The following is a 19,918-nucleotide window of genomic DNA, read 5'->3' as shown; positions in this document are numbered from 1 at the left end:
GCCTTCACGCTTCCGGCGCGACGTAACGCGGAAAGACTGGCTTCGGAGCTTCCAGTGGTGTCCCCGGCACCAGACGACCGGCTTCGCCCAACGCCGTAAAGTCGCGCTTATCGGCTGGCGCCGCAACGAGATCGAGCAGCTTTTCGCAGGAACCCGGCATGATGGGCTGCAGGAGAATGCCGATCTGGCGCACAACTTCCGCCGTGACGTAAAGCACGGTGCCCATCCGCTCAGGGTCGGTCTTTTTCAGCGCCCAAGGCTCCTGAGAGGCGAAATAGCGGTCGGTCTCGGAAACGACGGCAATGATGGCGGCTACCGCGCGGTGGATGAGTTGCTTGCCCATCTCCTCCCGGCAAATGGCGAGCAGACCGTCTGCAGACGCCAGCATCGCCTTGTCTTCGTCGGTGAACGGACCGGGTGTGGGGATATTGCCGTCGCAATTCTTGACGATCATCGACAGCGAACGGCTGGCGAGATTGCCGATGCCATTGGCAAGATCGGCATTGATGCGGGTGGCAATGCCCTCTTCGCTATAGCTGCCGTCCTGGCCGAAGGAGACTTCGCGCATGAAGAAATAGCGGACCTGATCAAGGCCGAAATGGTTCACCAGATTGGCGGGATCAACGACATTTCCGAGCGACTTCGACATCTTCTCGCCCTTGTTGAGCAGGAAGCCATGTGCATAAACGCGCTTGGGCAGCGGCAGCTTCGCGCTCATCAGGAAGGCTGGCCAGTAGACGGCGTGAAAACGAATGATGTCCTTGCCGATGATATGCACGTCGGCCGGCCAATACTTCGCCCGCGGTCCGTTCCTGTCTTCGAGGTAACCCGTTGCGGTGATGTAGTTGGTCAGTGCATCGACCCAGACATACATCACGTGCTTCGGATCATTGGGAACCTTGATGCCCCAGTCGAAGGTGGTGCGGGAAATCGACAGGTCCTTCAGACCGGATTTCACGAAGGAGATGATTTCGTTACGGCGTTCCGCCGGACCGATGAAGTCGGGGTTTTCCTCATAGAGCTTCAGCAGCTTGTCCTGGTACTCGGAGAGCTTGAAGAAATAGCTTTCCTCCTCCACCCATTCCACCGGCGTGCCCTGCGGGCCGTAACGGACGCCATCGGCGCGCACTTCCGTCTCGTCCTCGGCGTAATAGGCCTCGTCACGAACGGAATACCAGCCGGCATAGCTATCCTTGTAGATGTCGCCGCTCTCGGCCATCAGGTTCCAGATATTGCGCGAGGTCTCGTGATGTCGTTCTTCCGTCGTGCGGATGAAATCGTCGTTCGAGGCGTTGAGCAGCTTGCCCATCTCGAGAAACTGATTGGAATTTCGTTCCGCGAGTTCTTCCGGCGAAACGCCTTCCGCACGTGCCGTCTGCTGCATCTTCTGGCCGTGTTCGTCGGTGCCCGTCAGGAAGAACACATCCATTCCGTCCAGGCGCTGAAAGCGTGCCATGGCGTCCGTTGCGATCAGTTCATAGGCATGGCCGATATGCGGCTTGCCGTTGGGATAGGAGATCGCGGTGGTGATGTAGAATGGTGTCTTGTCTGTCATGACGGTCTATCGACTTTACGCGCTGTTTTTTGGATAGACCGCTCTTAAACCATTGTTCGCAGCAGCGAAAGAAAAAGCTACCGAATTGGTACACTGATATCAATATTGCCGACTATTCGTCATCCTCGGGCTCGAGCCGAGTATCCATTAATTTCAGCGGGTTGTGGATTCCCGTGTCAATCCCGGGGGTAATGCGGCTTAGAGTGGGCCAATCCGAAAAGGCAACTTCGGTCCTCACGATTTTCCGGCCTTAGACGCCCCGGATATCCTCAAGAATGGAAATCACCATCTGTTTCTTGTCAAGATTATAGGCCTGCGCCACGGTGATGCGTTCCGAGAGCGCCGAAGAAAGCCGTGCCAGCCTTTCCGCAGCCGTGATATCGCCCGTCATGGCCGCCGCGCGCGCGCGCGCCATCAGATCTTCCGTTACATGTTCCATGAAAAAACCGAGGACGATGTCGCCATCCTTCTGGGCCAGGATCTCGGCGAGCTTGTGCATCTGTTTGCGGGCGCCCGGCCCGTCGGCATTCATGACTGCGGCAAGGGCCTCGACAATATCGGAGCCGCCGTAGTTCAGCAGCTTCAGCGCCTGCGCAACGCTACCCTTGGAGGCGGCAAGCAGGGCATCGCGCTTTTCCTCCGAGAGATTTATGCCGAGATGATCGAGCGCCTGCACCATGGCCGAATCCGAAAGCGGCAGCAGCCTGAGCGGCATGCAGCGTGAGCGGATTGTCGGCAGCAATTTTCCCGGTGCGTGGGAGAGCACGAGAAACATCGCCCTTTTGGGCGGCTCTTCCAGTATTTTCAGGATCGCGTTCGCGGCATTGCGGTTGAGATCATCGGCGGGATCGATGATGACGATGCGCCAGTTGCCGGTGCCCGAGGTCTGCGAGAAAAAATGCCCTGCCCGTCGCACCTCGTCCACCGTGATGGCGGATTTCACGCGGCCGGTCTTTTCATCCACGGGCCGGGTGAGATGCAGCAGGTTATGCGAGGCGCCGGCGGTGATCTGCCGGCTGACCAGCGACTGCGGATCGGGGTCCGGCAGAAACTCCGGCGCCGACAAAGGATCGGGATGGTTCAATACATGATTGGCGAAACGGAAAGCGAGCGTCGCCTTGCCGATGCCCTCCGGCCCTTCGATGAGAATGGCATGATGGCCTTTGCCAGAGCGATAGGACTGCGCGAGAAACGCCTCCGCCTCCTCATGGCCAAAAAGCGTCGTGTTCTGCTGCGGCGCGATTGCACCGTCGAGAACGCCCTGGACCTCACTCATGCGCCCTGCCCGCCTCGGTCCCCAGCTGTTCGAGCAAGGGCTCGACGAAGGACATGACATCCTCCGCAACTTTTTCTTCCGGCTGATCGGCATTGACGATGCGGCAGCGACGCGGCTCGGCAAGCGCGATATCGAGATAGGCTTCCCGCCGCTTCTCGTGGGTTTCGATTTCCTCTTTCTCGAAGCGATCGGGCTTCGCGCCTTCTTCCGCACGCTTTCTGGCGCGGGCAAGGCCTTTTTCGGCAGCGATATCGAAAATCAGTGTCAGCTCCGGAACGACGCCATCAATCGCGATGCGCTGCAGCGTCTCGATGAAATCCGGCTCCAGATTGCCGGTCGTGCCCTGATAGACGCGGGATGAATCGAGAAACCGGTCGCAGAGCACGATCTCGCCGCGCTCCAGCGCAGGGCGAATGACCTCTTCGACGTGATCGTTGCGCGCTGCGGCGAACAGGATGGCTTCCATCCGGACGCCAAAGGGCTCCGCCGCACCGGATAGGAGAACATGTCTTACGGCCTCCGCACCCGGCGAACCGCCGGGCTCACGCGTTACGACCACCTTGAAGCCACGATCGCGAAGCGCCTCGGCAAGCGTGCGAATCTGCGTCGATTTGCCGGCGCCTTCGCCGCCTTCGAAGCTGATGAACAATCCGGTCTTTTCGGCCAATGTCACGTCCTGCAAGGAATTCACGTCAATGTTGAAATGCCTGTTTACAGCATCGGACCGAAATGTGTGAAGCGCTTTTCAGAAAAACCGGTGCCTGAACAAAAGCATAGGAGAAATGGCGCGTGCTGAACCGCACTTCACAGCCAGAACAGCAGAAGTTCTTTCAATGCTCCTGCGGCATTCTGGGTGAGCGAACCCTTGTTCACCCGGCTCTTCGTATAGAGCGGCACTTCGCGCATTAGACGCTCGCCCGAGAATATCTTCAGCGTTCCGGCATTCGCCCCGACATCGAGCGGCGCGTTCAGCGGCCAGCGATAGACGATACGTCCGGAGAGGCGTTCCGGATTGTTGACGGGCACCAGGACGCTGACATCGTCCTTCGGAGAAAGGTCGACATAGGAGGCATCGCCGCCATACACGCTGACGGAGCCAACCACTTCATCTTTGCTGAACAGGCGGCGTTTTTCGAAGGCGGTCAGGCCCCAGTCCACCACTCTGCGCGCTTCCTCCTGCCGCGTCTTGTCGTCTGCGATGCCGGCAAGCGCCAGATAGATGCGGCGCCCTTCCCGCTCCGCCGAAACCACGGCGGCAAAACCGCTGCCTTCTGCAAAACCGAGGCCAAGACCGTCTATACCGCTTCCCGGCATCAGCAACGTGTTCTTGTTGCGCTGGAAAATCCGGTTCCATTCGAAGTCCGGCTTCGTAAACAACGAGTAGCGGTCGGGATAGGTGTCATGCAGATGCTGGGCAAGGCGCACCATGTCCCTGGCGGTCGTCTGGTTTCCGGAATCGGGAAGTCCGGTGGAATTGGCAAACGTGCTGCGGTTCATGCCAAGTTCGCCGGCCCGTGCCGTCATGCGCTTGGCAAAGGCAGCGTCCGATCCCGCCATGCCTTCGGCGATGATGATGCAGCCGTCATTGGCGTTCTGCACGATGATTCCGGTCAAAAGGTCATTGATGCCAACGGAGGATTTCAGGGCGGCGAACATGGTTGACGTTCGCGATGGGGCTCCGCCCGTGCGCCAGGCATATTCCGAAACGGGATAGGCCGTTTCCGACGCCAGCTGTCCTTTCGACAGCGCATCCAGCACCACCTCCACCGTCATCAGCTTGGCAAGCGATGCGGGTGGAAAGGACTGATCCTCATTTTGGGCAAGTAGCACCGTACCGGTCTCGGCATCGATCATATAGGCCTGCTCGGCCTTGGCGATGAAGGGTGCAGTCTGCGATTGCGCCGCGCCGGCGCTCAAAAATGCAAAAGCGGCCGCCGCGACGGCCGACAGATAGGAGCGATGAAAGGTCTTGCGCATGAAACCGCCCAGTGCTGTCTGCCACAACCGGCCACCCGCCATGAGAACGGTGCGGCGGTGTCCTCAATCCGTTAGCGTGACTTCGCCTGCTGACGCTTCACATGGGCGAGGATCGACTCTTCGCTCAAGCCGTCACGATTGACGAGCACGGTGTCGAACACCTTTGCGGTTTTGGATACGGCGGCGGATTCTTCGGAATAGGCCGCTGCATATTTGGAAGACGGCGTGGGCACACGCAGATAATTGCCGCCTGGAGCCGCTGGTTCCCGCAGGAAGTTACCTTCGGGGCGCTCCGCCAGGATCGGGCCGATTTCCGGTAGGATCGCGAATTGTTCGAATGCGGGCTGTACACCGTTGACGAGTGGCATGGCCTGAAGCGCCGCATTCTTCTTGGAACCGACGAGCGCGGTCTGAGCCGAGCCGGCATAATTCGGGTTCGATGTCGGCGCCGGCACGAAATTCGGCGAGGCCGAAGCAACCATCACGCCGGTCGCGATCTGCCCTTCAGGCGCGACGCCCGGCGAACGCGAACCCTTCGGAATATAGGAAGCCATCAGGTAAGGCATGTCATGGCCGTCGAGCGGCGCACGGCCCGCATATTGAACCCGTACATTTGCTGTCCCCGTCGCCTTCATGTCCAGAAGATCTGCCGTCTTGCTGGAAACGTCGATCAGACGGCCCTCGTGGAACGGACCACGGTCGTTGACACGGACGAGCACCGACGCGCCATTATCCATATTGGTGATGCGCGCGTAGCTCGGCAGCGGAAATGTCGGATGTGCGGCGGAAAGATGTTCCTTGTCGTAAACCTCGCCATTGGCCGTGAGGCGTCCATGGAAGGCAGAGCCATACCAGGAAGCAAGGCCAACCTTGTTGTAGCCCGGCTCTTCTTTCGGGAAGTAACGGCGGCCCTTGACGGTATAGGCGTTACCCAGCAGCTCGCGTCCGCCACCCTTCGGGATGTTCTTTCCATCGGCAACGCGCGGGCTGGCCTTCACGCCATATTCGGATTCGGAGAAATATTCCTTGCTGCGCTTGGGCTTAGGCTTTGTCTCGGAGGTGGTGGAACACGACGCCGTTGCAGCGCAAAGCACGGAAATTGCAAGCCACTTCACGCCCGACCTGGCGCTGATGCCTGTTTTCTTGACCGTAGAATTCAAATCGTCTGCCCCACGCTGCTATTGGCTCGGAGAACCGCACCCTCACTTGCCTCGATATTGCCCCTGCCATCGAAGCACCTAACAGTCGCTTAATCTTGTGCATAACGTGGCGAAAATGCGAACGACTTTTGCAAATTCGATAAAATTGTAACGAACGTGGTTAATGATTTCTATCTTTTCGGCACGCCCTCCACGGCGGAATCCGCCCGCCGCAAGTCCTCCCCTCGCAGCCTCGCAAGGAACAAAGTAGCGGTAACCGCGTTTTCTCCGCGCAAACAAACGAGCTTCCGCCGGTTTCGGCTGAGGGAGGAAACATGATAAATTTTATGAAAACCACAGGTCTGGCGATTGGCATCGCCCTGGTATCCTTCGCCGCACCTATGCCTGCCGGTGCCCAGGATATGGAGCTCAGAATCGGCCCGGATGGCGTCCGTCCCGTCATCCGCGACCGTGATCGGGACATGGACCGCCGGGGTCCTCCACGCATGCGTGGCTGCAGCGAACGCGAAGCCCGCTGCGGCCCGTGAAGCAGGCCTTCGTGATCCCGAAGTCGTGCGCGTCACGCCGGGCCGCGTTGTTGTCGAAGGCTTCACGCGCCGGGGACCGGACCGGATCACCTTCGCAAATGAACGAGGCTGTCCGGAAATCTGATCCACAACCGCTGCCTGGAACCCGCCGAAAGGCGGGTTTCTTATTCGTACGGAATGTACGCGATGCCCAAACGCTGCGGGAACACGCCTCGTCGCGACATTATTCGAATGATGTTGCGCTTGATGGCAGATGGGGTGGGATTCGAACCCACGGTACGCTCTCACGCACGCCGGTTTTCAAGACCGGTTCCTTAAACCACTCGGACACCCATCCATGGTGGTGAGGCTTTATAGCGGTTTGAAAAAGGGCGTCAATCCCGCTCCGACAAGCATCGTCTTCCTTCTCTCACAGTTGGCGGATCATTGCCCCGGGGTCGCTGCAGGCGGCAGCAGGGAGCCGTCACCTGAAGGTATCGAAGGGACCTGCTGCGCTGTATCGAACAGCGTAAGGCTCAAAACGATTGCAACAAGCACCAACAAAAGCGCCACAAAGAGGATTCCGGATTTATCCATGCGTCTGCTCATGTCACGTTACGTTAAAGGAGAATATGTGCAATTCGAGGCGAGCAAAGAATAAAGCGAAAGCCTGTCAAGTTGTCTTACAGATCCGTCAAATTCATCGTTCAAAAATCTGCGGATTAAGTGAAATTTGTGCATCGGCGTACTGTTTGGGACGGAAGTGGCCTATCGCGTCCGCACCATTGTCTCTTATATCCCACTCATCGCTCCCGGGCATTGCCCAACTTTCCCCGAGCGATCAACCTGCCCCGCCTCTTTGCGGGGCTTTTTTCTTTTATGGTCATGACATGATGTGCGGCCGGAGGATGGGCGACCCTTTACGGCGGGCGTCTCGCTCAAACGCCGATGCTGGGCCCGCCATGGCCGTGCCGGCCTTCCCCCCGGAGAATGTCCTCGAAGAGGTTCAGCAGCGCCGGCGGCAAGGTATCGGACAACTCGGCGATGATTTCGTTGGCGCGGTTATAGGAATAGATCGCGCAGAGCGTGAGCACCAGCAGAACGATCCAGGGCCAGATTGGTTTGCGCCTTTGCGGCGCTCCGTTGGGCTGTTGCGGTAAAGTCATGCCGGCACCTTCCGTTCAGGCCTTGACGCGCGGCTCGCCTCCCGGCGCATAGGCGGTTTTCTGCAGGAAGCGGAATATGTTGCCGCATTGGGCGCAGCGGATCATGAAGTCGGTTGGGTCGCCCGAAGGGCGTTCTGCGCGAAATCCCCGGGGCATTTCGTCAATGCGGAAATCAACGTCCCGGCGGGTTTTGTCATCCGACTCGGACGCCTCGGCAAAACCCTGATGGCCACATTTGGAACATTCGAGTTTCCGGGAATATCTGTCACGCGCTGCCATATGCCGTCCTTTGCTTGCGCTTATCAGGTAGCAGCGGCAAAACATCATTTCAATGGCGATCGCCGCGGGTTAAAGCTTTGCCTATTATTTCCGCGCCGAAAACCCGGCGGACAGAACGAGTTTGAAAGCTCATGCATAGCGACACAGGCTTCCTTTCCTCTTCTCTCATAAGACGCGTCATCGTCATATGCGGAGCCCTTGCCGCCCTTCTCACTGCGCTCAATTTCGGCATGAAATGGTATGGCGACAGAATTATTCAGGCGGGACACACCACGTCGACCGACGAAGTGGAGATCACCATCGGCAACGACCGGCTGAAACTCGCAAAAAACACCCTTCGGAATCCGTCTGATCGTGACAGTGGTGCACATGAGCGCGCCGACCTCTACCTCACCTGGCCCGACCTTGCGGGGTATCGAGATTCGAATCGTGCCCTTTTCGACGATCCGAAAAATGCAGTCGGGCTGATTTTCGTTCAGCTGTCGCAAAGCACCATGTCGCAGGACATGTCAGGACGTTTCGAGCCGATTTATACCAGACTTATAGAAGGTGAGCCGACGCCCCTGAAGCACGGTCTGCTGCTCCATCGGCTGCGCGCTGATTCCGGTTATGGCAAGGAAGTCATATTGACCGGCCGACGCGACGGCGAAAGCGTCTATGTGGTGCGCTGCCTGCTGCCGCAGACGCCTCAGGAAACAACGGGTAGCGATTGTCAGAGAGATATCCAAGTCGGCCAGGACCTGAGCCTGTTCTACCGATTCTCGGCCAACCTGCTGCCGCAATGGCAGGCGCTAGACGCAGCCGTGACACGCTATGTCGAGAAACGCCTCGTAAAAGACGAAAACCCGTGACACGGCACGAGACAGATCGCGTGTGAAAAGTCGCATTTTATGGAAGGCGGATACCTTTCATAAACCACTTGGTAACGCCATCCCGATAAAGTTTCTACCCGGAGCATTCGGGCGGGGCGTGTCCGAGCGGAACATAAATATGCGATTGAAGAGTTCAGCAGTGTTGAAAAGTCTATCTTGGGCACATTCGCGCAAAGCGGGTACAGGGTCTTTTGTAAGGTTTGTGGCGTTGACACTTGCGGCGGCGTTCATAACCGCAACATCCGTCCAGACCGCAAAGGCCGATCCGAAATATGCGGGCATCGTCATCGATGCGAAGACCGGCAAGGTGCTTTACGGCGAGGATCCCGACGGGCTGCGTTACCCGGCTTCGCTCACAAAGATGATGACGCTTTATCTGACGTTCGAAGCCCTCAGTGCCGGACGTATCTCTCTTGATTCCAAGGTGCCGGTTTCGGCGAATGCAGCCAAGGAGCCGCCGTCCAAACTCGGTGTGCGCGCTGGCGGCAGCATTACGGTCGAGCAGGCGATCCTTGCTCTCGTTACCCGGTCGGCCAACGACATGGCGACGGCGCTCGGCGAATATCTCGGCGGCTCAGAAGACCGTTTCGCCAGAATGATGACCGCAAAGGCCCGTGCCCTGGGCATGACGCGCACGACCTACCGCAATGCCAACGGGCTGCCCAATACAGCCCAGATGACCACGGCGCGCGACCAAGCCCGCCTCGGCATCGCGCTTCGCCAGCATTTTCCGCAATATTACGGTTACTTCTCCACCCGCACCTTTAATTTCGGCAAGCAGGTAATCGGCAATCACAATCGCCTCGTCGGAACCGTGAAGGGCGTCGACGGTATCAAGACCGGTTACACGCGTGCAGCCGGCAGCAATCTTGCCACCTCCGCGCAGCTCGACGGGCGCTCCATTGTCGCCGTCGTCCTCGGCGGTCGCTCCAGCGCCGCCCGTGACGCCACCATGCGCAAACTGGTTGCAACCTATCTGCCGCAGGCGTCGCGTGGCGGCAACAGCAACCTGATTGCACAGACGCGTTCCGCCCCGGTCGAAGAGCCGGTCGCTGTGGCCGCCGCCGTTCCCTCTGTCGCCGTCGCCGCGACGGATGCCGGCCTGCCCAATGCCGGACCCGTTCCGCAGACGCGTTACGAGGAAGCGCCGGTTACCGCCTTTGCTGGATCTTCTTCCAATGCAGCCGTCAAGGCAATGGAAGCGGCTACCTGGCAGAAGGGTAAAGACCCCATCCGTCAGGCGCCCTCCGCGCCCGATCGCAAGCTGATAACCAATTCCACCAAGGTCGATAATATCGTCACGGCTTCCACCTCGGCTTCCGCAGCCTCCGTACCTTCCGTTGCGGCAAGGTCTGACGCGCCGCAGGGCGGCTGGGTCATCCAGATTGGCGCATCGCCGGACGAAAATTCCGCGCGCGGCCTGCTGCAGAGCGCCCAGGAAAAAGGCGGTGCGGCACTGCGTTCCGCCAAGCCCTTCACGGTGGCCTACAGCAAGGACGGCTCCCAGATATACCGCGCCCGTTTCGGCGGCTTCGACGGCCAGAACGCCGCGGTGAATGCATGCAATGCATTGAAAAAGAAAGGCGTCAGCTGCTGGGCATCCCTTCAGTGAAGACGTTCCCGCAGGCGGTGCTCTCTGTTTCGAACATCGCCTGTCTCCTCGAATTGTGTAATGAGTAGCGAGGCTTTCCAAGATGGCAGTCAACGAGAATTATTCGGACATTGCGTCTGGCAACGGGCATGGCAGCCTGTCGGTTCTGCATCCCATTCATGAGGCGGCGATGCGTATCGCCGATCTCGGTCTCAACCGTTCCAAGGCAAAAACGCGTGATCTCGTGGCGTTGCTGCTCTCGCATGGCGCCCGTGCCTGGCGCGCCAACCAGCCGGAAGCCAGCATTCACCTGCACGTCGCCCGTCGGTCGGGGCGCTCACCGGTTCATATACGTATTCGCTGACAGACCGCACCAGACGGAAACCCAAAGAAAAACCCCGCGGCGCACAGGCACCGCGGGGTTTTTGTTGATCCTGATGTGAAAAACGAGGCGGCTTACGCCTCGCTTTCCGGTGCCTCCGGCGTGGTTGGCAGATTGTCATCCGCCTCCTCGCCATTGCCATTTTCAGCCTCGTCGTCGCCTTCAGGCTCGTTGATGCGCTCCACGGAAACCACCTTCTCATCCTTCGCGGTCGAGAAGATTGTCACACCCTTGGTCGCGCGGCTGGCGATGCGGATGCCGTTCACAGGCACGCGGATGAGCTGTCCGCCATCGGAAACCAGCATGATCTGGTCGCCTTCTTCCACCGGGAAGGCAGCGACAAGTTCACCGATCTCCGACGTCTTCGCGGTATCGGTGGCGCGGATGCCCTTGCCGCCGCGGCCTGAAGTGCGGAAATCGTAAGACGATGAACGCTTGCCGAAGCCCTTCACGGAAACCGTCAGCACGAATTCTTCGCGCGCCTTCAGTTCCTGGTAGCGCTCCTCACTGAGTTCGCCCTCTTCCGTTACTTCCTCACCGACGAGCGCGATATCGTCCTCGTCCACGCCTGCGGCACGCCGTTCGGCAGCCGAGCGCTTGAGGTAAGCCGCACGCTCCCACGGCTCCGCTTCCACATGGCCCACAATGGTCATGGAGATGATGCGGTCGCCTTCGGCCAGGTTGATGCCGCGCACGCCGACGGAATTGCGGCCGGCAAAGACGCGTACATCGTCCACGGGGAAGCGGATGCACTGGCCGAGCGCGGTCGTCAGCAGCACATCGTCGCGGTCCGTACAGGTTTCGACGGAGAGGATTTCATCGCCCTCCTCGTCCAGCTTCATGGCGATCTTGCCGTTGCGGTTGACCTGTACGAAATCGCCGAGCTTGTTGCGGCGAACCGTGCCGCGCGTCGTCGAGAACATCACGTCAAGCGTTTCCCAGGTCGTTTCGTCCTCGGGCAACGGCATGATGGTGGTGATGCGCTCGCCGGGTTCCAGCGGCAGCATGTTGATCAGGGCCTTGCCCTTGGACTGCGGCGTGCCGATCGGCAGACGCCAGACCTTTTCCTTGTAGACGATGCCACGCGAGGAGAAGAACAGGACTGGCGTGTGGGTGTTGGCGACGAACAGACGGTTGACGAAATCTTCATCGCGCGTTGCCATGCCGGAGCGACCCTTGCCGCCGCGACGCTGTGCACGATACGTCGTCAGCGGCACGCGCTTGATGTAACCGAGATGCGAAACGGTCACGACCATGTCTTCGCGGGCGATGAGGTCTTCATCGTCCATATCGGGACCGCCCTCGACGATCTCGGATCGGCGTGGCGTGCCGAATTCGTCGCGGACGGCGGAAAGCTCGTCCTTGACGATCTGCATGATGCGCAGGCGTGATGACAGGATTTCCAGATATTCGCTGATCTCAGCGCCGATCTTGTTCAGCTCGTCGCCAATTTCATCGCGGCCGAGCGCTGTAAGACGTGCGAGGCGCAATTCGAGAATGGCGCGCGCCTGTTCCTCGGAAAGGTTGTAAGTCCCGTCTTCGTTGATGCGGTGGCGCGGATCATCGATGAGGCGGATCAGGCTTTCCACATCCTGTGCAGGCCAGCGACGCGTCATCAGTTCTTCTCGTGCCGAAGCCGGATCGGGAGCATGCCGGATGACGCGGATGACCTCATCGATATTTGCGACGGAAATCGCCAGACCGACCAACACATGCGCCCGCTCGCGCGCTTTGCGCAGCAGGTATTTCGTGCGACGGCTGACGACATCTTCGCGGAACGACACGAAAGCACGCAACATGTCGAGCAGCGTCATCTGCTCGGGCTTGCCGCCGTTCAGCGCCACCATGTTGCAGCCAAACGAGGTCTGCAGCGGTGTGTAGCGGTAAAGCTGGTTCAGGATGACGTCCGCATTGGCGTCGCGCTTCAATTCGATGACGACGCGGTAACCCTGGCGGTCAGATTCGTCGCGCAGGTCGGAAATGCCCTCGATGCGCTTTTCCTTGACCAGCTCAGCCATTTTTTCGATCATCGACGCCTTGTTCACCTGATAGGGAACTTCGGTGATGATGATCTGCTCGCGGTCGCCACGCATCGGCTCGATTGTCGCGCGGCCACGCATGATGACCGATCCGCGGCCCGTTTCGTAAGCCGAGCGGATGCCGGAACGGCCCATGATCAGCGCACCGGTCGGGAAATCAGGGCCCGGAATGATCTGCATCAGTTCCGGCAGCTCGATCGCCGGATTATCGATCAGGGCGATACAGCCATCGATAACCTCTGACAGGTTATGCGGCGGGATGTTCGTGGCCATGCCGACCGCGATGCCGCCTGCCCCGTTGACCAGCAGGTTCGGGAACTTGGCCGGAATGACGACCGGCTCCTGCAAGGTGCCGTCATAGTTGTCACGGAAGTCGACCGTTTCCTTGTCGAGATCGTCAAGCAGCGAATGCGCGGCCTTATCCAGACGGCATTCGGTATAACGTTCAGCGGCCGGCGGATCACCGTCGATGGAGCCGAAGTTGCCCTGGCCGTCGATCAGCGGCAGGCGGAGCGACCAGTCCTGCGCCATACGCGCCAGCGCGTCATAGATTGCCGAGTTGCCGTGCGGATGGAATTTACCCATCACGTCCCCGGTTACGCGGGCGCATTTGACGTATTTCTTGTTCCAGTCGATGCCGAGTTCGGACATGCCGTACAGAATACGGCGATGAACCGGCTTCAGGCCGTCTCGCACATCGGGAAGCGCGCGGGACACGATAACGCTCATGGCGTAATCGAGATACGACCGCTGCATTTCCTCCATGATGGAAATCGGTTCAATGCCTGGCGGAAGCTTTCCGCCGCCGGGGGGGCTCTGGTCAGTCAAAACGGATCACATTCTCTGTTAAGAATCGGATGGATTTTTATAGCGGAAACAGCCACGTTAAGCCAATTTCCCGGCGAGTTTTGAACAGGCTTTTGCGTCATTTGCAAGACGAACGCCGCTTTTCACGATTTAGCCGCCCAAATGCGTGGCGCTCTCTTTCAAAGTGCCCGCGACTTGCGTAGGCTCCGGCCTAAAAACAAAACCAACGGGGAAAGAATGGCCAGCAGCGAAACGCTCATCAATGCGCTTACCACACTTCTGGTCACACTCGATCCGCCGGGGCTTGCGCCCGTCTTTCTGGCGCTGACTGCCGGAATGACCCGTGACCAGCGCAGCCAGGTGGCGTTGCGCGGCTCCATCATCGCTTTCGGTATCCTTGCCGTCTTTGCCCTCTTCGGCCTCGCAATCCTCAATCTGCTCGGAATTTCGCTGGGCGCCTTCCGCATCGCCGGCGGCCTTCTGCTGTTCTGGATCGCCTTTGAAATGATTTTCGAAAAGCGCCAGGAGCGCAAGGAAAAGACCTCGGAAATCGCCATTACCAAGGACCATCTCCACAATCTCGCGGTCTTCCCGCTGGCCCTGCCGTTGATTGCCGGGCCAGGTGCTATTTCCGCCACCGTTCTGCTTGCCGGCTCAATGAAGACCACGGTCGAGATGGTGGTGCTCATCCTTATCCTCGCTTTCGCGATGGCCCTCGTTTACGCGGCCTTGATCGTCTCGGAACGGATGGACCGCTTTCTCGGCAATACCGGCCGCGCCATCCTTACCCGGCTTCTCGGAGTCCTGCTGGCCGCGCTTTCCGTGCAGTTCGTTGTCGACGGCATAAAATCGGCCTTCGCGTTCTGAGCCGTCCCTGCGCGACACCAACGCAATAAATTCCTGCCACCGCTGAAATGCCGGAAAATCCTCCCTTAAATTCAGCTGGCGCTTCGGCTAAAAGACGCGTGTCATTTCGGATTCGAAAGTTATCTCCATGCGTTCCACGCTGCGCCGCATCATTCCCGATGCCGCACCCGTCAGCAACAGGGAAAGGCTCCGCTCCGCCACAGGCGCCTTCGTCGGCATACTGCTGACTGGCATTCTCGCCAGTTTCGCTCTTCGTTTCGATCCCACGCTGCCCGCCATGATCGCGCCGATGGGGGCTTCGGCCGTCCTGTTGTTCGCCGTACCCTCCAGCCCGCTGGCGCAGCCCTGGTCGATCCTGTGCGGGAATTTCGTCTCGGCTTTTGTCGGGGTGACGGTGGCGCTGCTGGTTCCGGATCCGTTCCTCGCAAGCGCGCTCGCCATCAGCCTGGCCATCGCCGCCATGATGGCGCTGCGCTGCCTGCATCCGCCGAGCGGTGCGGTGGCACTGACGGCCGTTCTGGGCGGCCCTGCCATACATGGCCTCGGCTATGGTTTCCTGTTGTGGCCGGTCGCCGGAAATTCGCTGATCCTTCTTGCCCTGGCCGTCGCTTACAACAATGCCACCGGCCGCGCCTATCCACACGGTCTGAAGCTTGGCAAGGCCGCGCACGGGACAGCCGATCCGACACCCATCCAGAAAATCGGCTTTTCCTCCACCGATCTCGACGACGTGCTGAAGGAATATGACGAGTTCATCGATATCGACCGCGACGCGCTGGAAACCATCCTGCGGAAGACAGAGTTGCGCTCCTACCGGCGTCGCGCGCTGCATCTCGATTGCGAAAGTGTCATGTCGCGGGATGTGGTCGGCGTCGCCCCTGATGACAGCCTGCGCCACGCGCATGCCCTGATGCAAAGCCATCATTTCAAGGCGTTGCCCGTCACCAATGACAGCGCCGAAATCGTCGGCATCGTCACCCAGACAGACTTTCTGGAAAAGGCGAGCTGGAGAAACGGTCGTCCCTCGATCGGTTTCCTGCAGCGGCTTCGCCTCATCCTGTCAGGCGCAAGTGCCCCCAACGATACGGTCAAGGACATCATGACATCGCCCGTTAAAACCGTGCGGCCGGAAACACCAATCGAGGAAGCAATCATCCGCTTTGCGGAGGAAGGATTGCATTATCTGCCTGTCATCGACGCCAGGGGTAAGATGGTCGGCATCGTGTCGCAATCCGATGTCATGGTGGCGATGCTGGCCGATAAAGTCGCGGCATAGACTGCCCCGGGCGTCGAAGTGTTCTTCTCTTAAAAAAAACGGCAAAGCCCGATGTCAGCGTCTCGCCTTCAAAAGGCGCTGCCACAGTGTGCCACCGAAGAACCGCCCGAGCACGACAAAATAGGCAATGATCAGCACAAAGGCGATAAAGGCGGGCGCACCGTTGAGGGCAAAACCTCCGGGCGTCCGCCCTCCCGCTACCGTCGCGACCAGAAATCCGGAGGCGAAAAACGCCGTCCAGAAGTCGAGAAAAAAAGCGAGGATGATGCGCCAGGTGGCGGGCTGTTTTGGCTGCAGGGTTTCGTCAGTCAAGCTCACCTCCTGTCACACGTTTCTTCGTCCCCGGTTCGATCAGAACGGGATATCGTCATCCATGTCGTTGGAGAATCCGCCCGAAGGCTGGTTGCCACCACGGGAAGAACCGCCGCGCGAGGAGGACTGCTGGTCGTAACCGCCGCCATAGCTGGAGCCGCCGCCGCTGCCATAATCATTACCGCCGCCGAAGTCGCCGCCGCCGCTACGGCCGCCGCCCTCACCGCGACCATCGAGCATGGTCAGCGTGGAGTTGAAGCCCTGCAGCACGATTTCGGTGGAGTAACGGTCGTTACCGGTCTGGTCCTGCCATTTGCGGGTCTGCAACTGGCCTTCGATATAGAGCTTGGCGCCCTTCTTCACATATTGCTCGACGACCTTGCACAGGCCTTCGTTAAACACGACGACCGTGTGCCACTCGGTCTTTTCCTTGCGCTCGCCGCTGTTGCGGTCCCGCCAGGTCTCCGAGGTGGCGATGCGCAGGTTGGCAATGGGTCGGCCATCCTGCGTCCGGCGGATTTCGGGATCAGCGCCCACGTTTCCGATCAGAATTACCTTGTTTACGCTACCAGCCATCTCGTCATCCTGTCCGCCGGCCATCATGACCGGCAATTGCATTTCAAAAAATTCGGCACACAATAGCTGCCGCCGCCCGCAAAGGGCACCGCAAGCATGGAACTATCCACAAAGAATAATCTTAAGCTGTGGGGGCAGACATTCGCGCTTGCAATTCGTTCCTTTTTTGTTCTATTGAATTGCAGATTTCGAGTCAAGCATCGTGAAAAGCTGCGACCGATAGGGAATAGACCTCGACACGTCCGGCTGCGTCACTACATAAGGACGCGCCGCCATCCAGCCTGTTATTTTTGTCCGAGCCTTGTCATGAGTGAACTGAAGACGATTTCCATCCGTGGTGCCCGTGAACACAATCTCAAGGGTATCGATCTCGATCTGCCACGTAACAAGCTGATCGTCATGACCGGGCTTTCCGGCTCAGGCAAGTCGTCGCTCGCCTTCGATACGATCTACGCCGAAGGCCAGCGCCGTTATGTCGAAAGCCTCTCGGCCTATGCGCGCCAGTTCCTCGAAATGATGCAGAAGCCGGATGTCGACCAGATCGAGGGCCTGTCGCCGGCAATCTCCATCGAACAGAAGACCACCTCGCGCAACCCGCGCTCCACGGTCGGCACGGTCACCGAGATCTACGACTATATGCGCCTTCTCTTCGCGCGTGTCGGTGTCCCCTATTCGCCGGCCACGGGCCTGCCGATTGAAAGCCAGACGGTCAGCCAGATGGTCGACCGCATCCTCGCTTTCGAGGAGGGCACGCGTCTTTACATCCTCGCGCCGATCGTGCGCGGCCGCAAAGGCGAGTACAAGAAAGAACTTGCCGAGCTGATGAAGAAAGGCTTCCAGCGCGTCAAGGTGGACGGCCAGTTCTACGAGATCGCCGACGTTCCTGCTCTCGACAAGAAGTACAAACACGACATTGACGTGGTGGTTGACCGCGCCGTCGTGCGCCCGGATATGGCCGCGCGTCTTGCCGACAGCCTTGAGACCTGCCTCAAGCTTGCCGACGGGCTGGCAATTGCCGAATTTGCCGACAGGCCCCTGCCGCCCGAAGAGACAGCCGCCGGTGGTTCCGCCAACAAGTCTCTCAACGAGACCCATGAGCGGGTGCTGTTTTCGGAAAAATTCGCCTGCCCCGTTTCCGGCTTCACCATTCCGGAAATCGAGCCGCGTCTCTTCTCCTTCAACAACCCCTTCGGCGCCTGCCCCAGCTGCGATGGCCTTGGCTCGCAGCAGAAGGTGGATGAGAACCTGATCGTGCCGGAGCCGGCCCGTACCCTGCGTGACGGGGCCATTGCTCCCTGGGCAAAATCATCGTCGCCCTATTACAACCAGACGCTGGAAGCGCTCGGCAAAGCCTTCGGATTCAAGCTTTCGAGCAAGTGGTCCGATCTTTCGAAGGAGGCGCAGCACGCCATTCTTCAGGGCACTGACGACAAGATCGAGTTCAACTACCAGGACGGCGCCCGCTCCTACAAGACGGTCAAGAACTTCGAAGGCATCGTGCCCAATCTGGAGCGGCGCTGGAAAGAGACAGACAGCGCCTGGGCGCGCGAGGAAATCGAGCGCTACATGTCGGCAGCCCCCTGCCCGGCCTGCGCCGGTTACCGCCTGAAGCCGGAAGCGCTGGCGGTCAAGATCAACAAGCTGCATATCGGTGAAGTCACCGAAATGTCGATCCGCACGGCGCGCGACTGGTTCGAGGTGCTGCCGGAAAGCCTGAACGCGAAGCAGAATGAAATTGCCGTCCGTATCCTCAAGGAAATCCGCGAACGCCTGCGATTCCTCAACGATGTGGGGCTGGACTATCTCAGCATGTCGCGCAATTCGGGCACGCTGTCGGGCGGGGAGAGCCAGCGTATCCGTCTGGCCTCGCAGATAGGCTCTGGCCTCACCGGCGTTCTCTACGTTCTCGATGAGCCCTCAATCGGCCTGCACCAGCGCGACAATGCGCGCCTGCTGGATACGCTGAAACATCTGCGCGATATCGGCAACACCGTCATCGTGGTCGAACATGATGAGGACGCCATTCTGACGGCGGATTATGTGGTCGATATCGGCCCGGCGGCCGGTATTCACGGCGGCCAGGTGATTGCCGAAGGATCCCCGCAGGAAGTGATGGCCAATCCGAAATCGCTGACCGGCAAATATCTCTCCGGTGAACTCGGCGTTGCCGTGCCGGCTGAGCGCCGCAAACCGAAGAAGGGCCGCGAGATCAAGGTTTTTGGCGCACGCGGCAACAACCTGAAGAATGTCACGGCCGCTGTGCCGCTCGGTGTTTTCACGGCCGTAACCGGGGTTTCGGGTGGCGGCAAATCCACCTTCCTGATTGAGACGCTCTATAAATCGGCGGCGCGCAGGGTCATGGGCGCGCGTGAAATCCCGGCCGAACACGACCGCATCGATGGTTTCGAATTCATCGACAAGGTGATCGATATCGACCAGTCGCCGATCGGACGCACGCCGCGCTCCAACCCGGCCACCTATACCGGCGCCTTTACGCCGATCCGTGACTGGTTCGCCGGCCTGCCGGAAGCCAAGGCTCGTGGTTACGCGCCCGGCCGTTTCTCCTTCAACGTCAAGGGTGGCCGCTGCGAGGCCTGCCAGGGCGACGGGGTGATCAAGATCGAGATGCACTTCCTGCCTGACGTCTACGTCACCTGCGACGTCTGCCACGGCAAGCGTTATAACCGCGAGACGCTGGACGTCACCTTCAAGGGCAAATCCATCGCCGACGTGCTGGATATGACGGTTGAGGAGGGCGTCGAATTTTTCGCCGCCGTTCCCGCCGTGCGCGACAAGCTGCAATCGCTCTTCGATGTCGGCCTCGGTTACATCAAGGTCGGACAGCAGGCCAATACGCTTTCAGGCGGCGAGGCGCAGCGCGTCAAGCTCGCCAAGGAACTGTCGAAGCGCTCGACGGGCCGCACGCTCTATATTCTCGACGAGCCGACGACGGGCCTGCATTTCCACGACGTCAACAAGCTGCTCGAGATGCTGCATGCGCTGGTGGAACAGGGCAATTCCGTGGTGGTGATCGAGCATAATCTCGAAGTCATCAAGACGGCGGACTGGATCATCGATATCGGGCCTGAAGGCGGTACGGGCGGCGGCGAAGTGGTGGCCACGGGCACGCCGGAAGACATCGTCAAGGTGGAGCGTTCCTATACCGGCCACTTCCTGAAGGAGCTTCTGGAGCGCCGGCCGGCCGGAAAACGGGAGGCTGCGGAGTAAGCCGCAGCTTTCGTCGCAAAGGTTCGAAAGGCCGAAGGCCGGAGGAGGA

Annotated in this window: 17 protein-coding genes, 1 tRNA gene and 1 pseudogene; 8 read left to right on the top strand and 11 right to left on the bottom strand. The window is 59.5% G+C overall.

What is annotated here, in order from left to right; translation table 11 throughout:
• Window positions 1-4: 4 nt before the first annotated feature.
• The 5 genes from metG to EGT36_RS13905 all read right to left on the bottom strand — a co-directional run bounded on the left by metG (window position 5) and on the right by EGT36_RS13905 (window position 5,968).
• Complete coding sequence (gene metG, locus EGT36_RS13925; RefSeq protein ID WP_037092766.1) at window positions 5-1,555, bottom strand: methionine--tRNA ligase; 1,551 nt, start codon at window positions 1,553-1,555, stop codon at window positions 5-7.
• Window positions 1,556-1,805: 250 nt separating this feature from the next.
• Window positions 1,806-2,831, bottom strand: a complete 1,026-nt coding sequence (locus EGT36_RS13920) for a DNA polymerase III subunit delta' (protein WP_037092765.1) — start codon at window positions 2,829-2,831, stop codon at window positions 1,806-1,808.
• Window positions 2,824-3,498 carry a dTMP kinase gene (gene tmk, locus EGT36_RS13915; RefSeq protein WP_037092834.1) on the bottom strand — a complete coding sequence of 225 codons (675 nt, stop codon included), beginning with the start codon at window positions 3,496-3,498 and terminating at the stop codon, window positions 2,824-2,826. Before tmk ends, EGT36_RS13920 begins: the two co-directional genes overlap by 8 nt.
• Before the next feature lie 137 nt (window positions 3,499-3,635).
• Entirely contained in the window at window positions 3,636-4,808 is a 1,173-nt protein-coding gene (locus EGT36_RS13910) for a D-alanyl-D-alanine carboxypeptidase family protein (protein WP_037092832.1), read from the bottom strand.
• Between the two features lie 71 nt (window positions 4,809-4,879).
• A complete protein-coding gene (locus EGT36_RS13905; RefSeq protein WP_006697463.1) occupies window positions 4,880-5,968 on the bottom strand; it encodes a septal ring lytic transglycosylase RlpA family protein in 1,089 nt (362 codons plus the stop codon).
• 314 nt (window positions 5,969-6,282) lie between these two features.
• On the opposite strand from EGT36_RS13905, the pseudogene EGT36_RS13900 reads away from it, so the two are divergent.
• Window positions 6,283-6,619, top strand: a pseudogene (locus tag EGT36_RS13900) (hypothetical protein).
• A 123-nt stretch (window positions 6,620-6,742) separates the two neighbouring features.
• Here the strand turns inward: EGT36_RS13900 and EGT36_RS13895 are convergent.
• A tRNA-Ser gene (locus EGT36_RS13895) sits at window positions 6,743-6,832 on the bottom strand.
• Between EGT36_RS13895 and EGT36_RS30520 the strand changes: the two genes are divergently transcribed.
• Window positions 6,833-7,135 (top strand): hypothetical protein, encoded by a 303-nt coding sequence (locus EGT36_RS30520; protein WP_162702017.1) that lies wholly within the window; start codon window positions 6,833-6,835, stop codon window positions 7,133-7,135.
• Between the two features lie 277 nt (window positions 7,136-7,412).
• Here the strand turns inward: EGT36_RS30520 and EGT36_RS13885 are convergent, their stop codons facing one another.
• Window positions 7,413-7,640 carry a hypothetical protein gene (locus tag EGT36_RS13885; RefSeq protein ID WP_037089202.1) on the bottom strand — a complete coding sequence of 76 codons (228 nt, stop codon included), beginning with the start codon at window positions 7,638-7,640 and terminating at the stop codon, window positions 7,413-7,415.
• Between the two features lie 15 nt (window positions 7,641-7,655).
• Window positions 7,656-7,919, bottom strand: a complete 264-nt coding sequence (locus tag EGT36_RS31035; protein ID WP_004441746.1) for a hypothetical protein — start codon at window positions 7,917-7,919, stop codon at window positions 7,656-7,658.
• 131 nt (window positions 7,920-8,050) lie between these two features.
• Here EGT36_RS31035 and EGT36_RS13875 point away from each other — a divergent pair, with 131 nt between their 5' ends.
• The 3 genes from EGT36_RS13875 to EGT36_RS13865 all read left to right on the top strand — a co-directional run bounded on the left by EGT36_RS13875 (window position 8,051) and on the right by EGT36_RS13865 (window position 10,746).
• Window positions 8,051-8,770 (top strand): hypothetical protein, encoded by a 720-nt coding sequence (locus EGT36_RS13875; protein WP_125270473.1) that lies wholly within the window; start codon window positions 8,051-8,053, stop codon window positions 8,768-8,770.
• A 139-nt stretch (window positions 8,771-8,909) separates the two neighbouring features.
• The gene (locus EGT36_RS13870; protein WP_077987111.1) at window positions 8,910-10,403 is read left to right on the top strand and encodes a D-alanyl-D-alanine carboxypeptidase; all 1,494 of its coding nucleotides are present in this window, start codon (window positions 8,910-8,912) and stop codon (window positions 10,401-10,403) included.
• 82 nt (window positions 10,404-10,485) lie between these two features.
• Window positions 10,486-10,746 (top strand): hypothetical protein, encoded by a 261-nt coding sequence (locus tag EGT36_RS13865; RefSeq protein WP_004441743.1) that lies wholly within the window; start codon window positions 10,486-10,488, stop codon window positions 10,744-10,746.
• 92 nt (window positions 10,747-10,838) lie between these two features.
• Here the strand turns inward: EGT36_RS13865 and gyrA are convergent, their stop codons facing one another.
• A complete protein-coding gene (gene gyrA, locus EGT36_RS13860) occupies window positions 10,839-13,631 on the bottom strand; it encodes a DNA gyrase subunit A (RefSeq protein ID WP_004441736.1) in 2,793 nt (930 codons plus the stop codon).
• 216 nt (window positions 13,632-13,847) lie between these two features.
• Between gyrA and EGT36_RS13855 the strand changes: the two genes are divergently transcribed.
• Both EGT36_RS13855 and EGT36_RS13850 read left to right on the top strand, forming a co-directional pair.
• Window positions 13,848-14,477 (top strand): MarC family protein, encoded by a 630-nt coding sequence (locus EGT36_RS13855; protein WP_035208833.1) that lies wholly within the window; start codon window positions 13,848-13,850, stop codon window positions 14,475-14,477.
• A gap of 127 nt (window positions 14,478-14,604) precedes the next feature.
• Entirely contained in the window at window positions 14,605-15,753 is a 1,149-nt protein-coding gene (locus tag EGT36_RS13850) for a CBS domain-containing protein (protein ID WP_022556124.1), read from the top strand.
• A gap of 54 nt (window positions 15,754-15,807) precedes the next feature.
• Here EGT36_RS13850 and EGT36_RS13845 read toward each other — a convergent pair whose 3' ends face one another.
• Entirely contained in the window at window positions 15,808-16,071 is a 264-nt protein-coding gene (locus EGT36_RS13845) for a hypothetical protein (RefSeq protein WP_286083960.1), read from the bottom strand.
• A 33-nt stretch (window positions 16,072-16,104) separates the two neighbouring features.
• On the bottom strand, window positions 16,105-16,683 hold the full coding sequence (locus EGT36_RS13840) for a single-stranded DNA-binding protein (protein WP_048902810.1): 579 nt from the start codon (window positions 16,681-16,683) through the stop codon (window positions 16,105-16,107).
• 264 nt (window positions 16,684-16,947) lie between these two features.
• Here EGT36_RS13840 and uvrA point away from each other — a divergent pair, with 264 nt between their 5' ends.
• A complete protein-coding gene (gene uvrA / locus EGT36_RS13835; protein WP_037089196.1) occupies window positions 16,948-19,869 on the top strand; it encodes an excinuclease ABC subunit UvrA in 2,922 nt (973 codons plus the stop codon).
• Window positions 19,870-19,918: the final 49 nt, after the last annotated feature.

The organism is Agrobacterium sp. FDAARGOS_525 (assembly GCF_003938925.1).
Classification (GTDB): Bacteria; Pseudomonadota; Alphaproteobacteria; order Rhizobiales; family Rhizobiaceae; genus Agrobacterium; species Agrobacterium pusense.
This window is presented reverse-complemented; position numbering and strand designations above follow the sequence as displayed.